Source organism: Rhodopirellula maiorica SM1 (genome assembly GCF_000346295.1).
GTDB classification, from domain to species: domain Bacteria; phylum Planctomycetota; class Planctomycetia; order Pirellulales; family Pirellulaceae; genus Novipirellula; species Novipirellula maiorica.
This window is the reverse complement of the sequence record NZ_ANOG01000058.1, coordinates 1-2,542: the sequence shown is the minus strand read 5'-3', so window position 1 is coordinate 2,542 and position 2,542 is coordinate 1. Positions and strand designations below refer to the sequence as shown.

1 protein-coding gene and 1 pseudogene are annotated in these 2,542 nt (G+C 56.5%); one reads left to right on the top strand and one right to left on the bottom strand.

Translation table 11 applies throughout. From position 1 onward, the window contains the following. Positions 1-787: pseudogene (locus RMSM_RS01835) on the bottom strand (hypothetical protein); the annotation flags it as partial. A 161-nt stretch (positions 788-948) separates the two neighbouring features. Here RMSM_RS01835 and RMSM_RS01830 point away from each other — a divergent pair. Then, a partial coding sequence (locus RMSM_RS01830; RefSeq protein ID WP_040763591.1) for a serine/threonine-protein kinase occupies positions 949-2,542 on the top strand: 1,594 nt, incomplete at its 3' end.

The window sequence follows — 2,542 nt, the reverse complement described above, 5'->3', positions numbered from 1 at the left end:
GGTCGATGTCTTGTTGGTACTCAACTTGTTCATCACGCTGGACGAGGGCGAAGGTGGCCAGCGGTTCGGTAACAGTTTGGCCGAGCCGGAATTGCCCGTAACTGAAACTGGCTCCGGTGCACACCACTGCGATGGTACATGCTGTGATCGTCCCGCGGACCGATCCGGTTTTGGGTGACTCGGTCGCGGCGGTCGTGAATGATTTTCGCAGAACGAAATGCCTTGCTAAGCTGAACAGGGCAACATTCACCGACACGATGACAAAACTAACCCCGTAGGTGCCAAACAGGTCGGCGATTTGAATCATCACCGGAACTTCGGCAAGTGTGTGACCGAGCATCAATGCGGAAATGCCAGTGAGCATGTAATTTCGCACGCACTCGAGTCCGACCCACATTGCGGGGGCCGACAACCACAGCGGAATATTCCAATGCGTGCAGCGGCGGCAAAGCAGGACAAACAGCGGCAGGTAGATGCCTAGATAACCGGCTAATGCCAGCAGGAACGCATACATCGCCGGGTGAGCGTGCCGGATGCCTTGCAGCGAGACGAGCCAGTACAAAGACGAGACCAGCCAAATTGCCGCGTAATCTCGCCGCGTTAACAATGATTTATCGAAAACGATCGATAAGATTGGGACCAGACACACCCACACCACGGGCCACAGACCGAGGGGGGGCTGGGCCAACCACAGCATGAAAACGCTCGCTCCCGCAAATAGCATGCGATTTCGACTTGGTTTGCTAGCGAGGCTGCCGTCTGCGATCGTTTGGGGAATTGCGTTCATGGGGGGATCTTAGTGTTTCGGCGGATGCAATTAAATTGCACTTTTGCAAACTTGTGACGTTGGGTGTCATGATGGGATCGTGTGCCGATTCCGGTACAATCATGCCGCTGTCGCAGTGATGTTTCCTTCGATTTTCCAATCTCGCGCTAAAACCATCCGCAATGAAATCTCCTGAATTCCTTGGGCCCTATCGAGTCGGAGAAACATTGGGGCGGGGGGGAATGGGCGCCGTCTACGTCGGCGTTCACGAGCACTCGGGCGAAAAAGTGGCCGTCAAACTGATCGCAACCCATGTGGCGGACGAGCCTCGTTTTCGCCGACGGTTCAATTCCGAAGTGGAAACGCTAAAGCGACTTCGTCATCCAGGCATCGTGCGGTTAATCGGTTACGGCGAAGAAGATGGACAACTGTTTTATTCAATGGAGCTGGTCGAAGGTGAATCGCTGCAGCAACGGATTCGGCGTCAGAAACGAATCCATTGGCAGGCAGCGATCGACATCGCCATCGAAATCTGTGGAGCGCTGAAACACGCCCACGATTTTGGAGTGATTCACCGCGATTTGAAGCCAGCTAATTTGATTCTGTCGACCTCGGGTGAGGTCAAATTGGTCGATTTTGGGATCGCCAAGCTGTTTGGGTTTGGCGAACAGACGCTGGCGGGATCAATCCTGGGGACCGCCGACTACATGGCTCCTGAGCAGGCGGACAGCAGCGGGGTTTCGGTACGCACGGATCTGTATGCGTTGGGCAGTGTGCTGTACGCGATGTTGACGGGGCGGCCTCCGTTTCCAGGCAAGCGGACCACCGAGGTCATTGAAGCACTGCGACGCGATCGGCCGGTGCCGCTGGAGTTGATTGATTCCGAATTGCCCGAAGCGCTTTGTGAGCTCGTCCATCAACTGTTGGAAAAAGATCCCGCCGATCGCCCCCCGACCGCGCTTTCGGTGATGAACCGGTTAAAAGCGATGCGTGCGGGATTGCTTCGCCAACAAACGTTGCCGGATCATTCGATGCCGACCGCGCATGCGGTCCCCGGACGCGATCAACCGGCGGCCAAACCGACTGGCGAATCGACCGAAAAAACGGACGCAGGTGGCCACGACACGACAGGGTTGAGCGTCAATCCGATGTCGAATGAACGCCCGCCAAGCGACGAGATCCGGACCGCCGATCTTGGTAACCCGCTCGTTTCCGAAAATGCAAAGCCGCAGTATCCTGCCACTGTCGCCTCTCAGAACACTGTCGTCTCGGACCCGCCCACCAACGCCGACGATGTCGCCGAAACGCCGGCCGAACCGGTCAGCCGGCCCACCCATTTTCAATCGGTGGACAACGAATCGCAACAAACCTCGGGACGTTCGGCCGCAGAAACGCCCACCGAACATTGGAAGCAAGCAGTCTCGATTTCGCTGATGACCGCGGTGCTGATTGCCGGTGTGATTTTGTTCTTCAAGGCGGCCGAGCAACCTACCGCAGACGAGCTGTATCAAGTCATCGCAGAACATTCCGAAGCGGAAAATGCCGGTGAAGCTCGGCTCGAGATGGACCAATTTATCAAGCGATTCCCCAACGACCCACGCTATGAAACGGTCAACCATTTGCGGCAATCGATCGATCTGCAGCGGTTGCTCCGGCGGTTAAGCGTTCAAGCCAAATTGGATATCTCGCCGCTTTCGGCCGCCGAGCAGGGATTTTTGGATGCGATGAAGGGACGCCAGCAGGATCCGGTCGGTGCGTCGTCGCGTTTGACTCAGT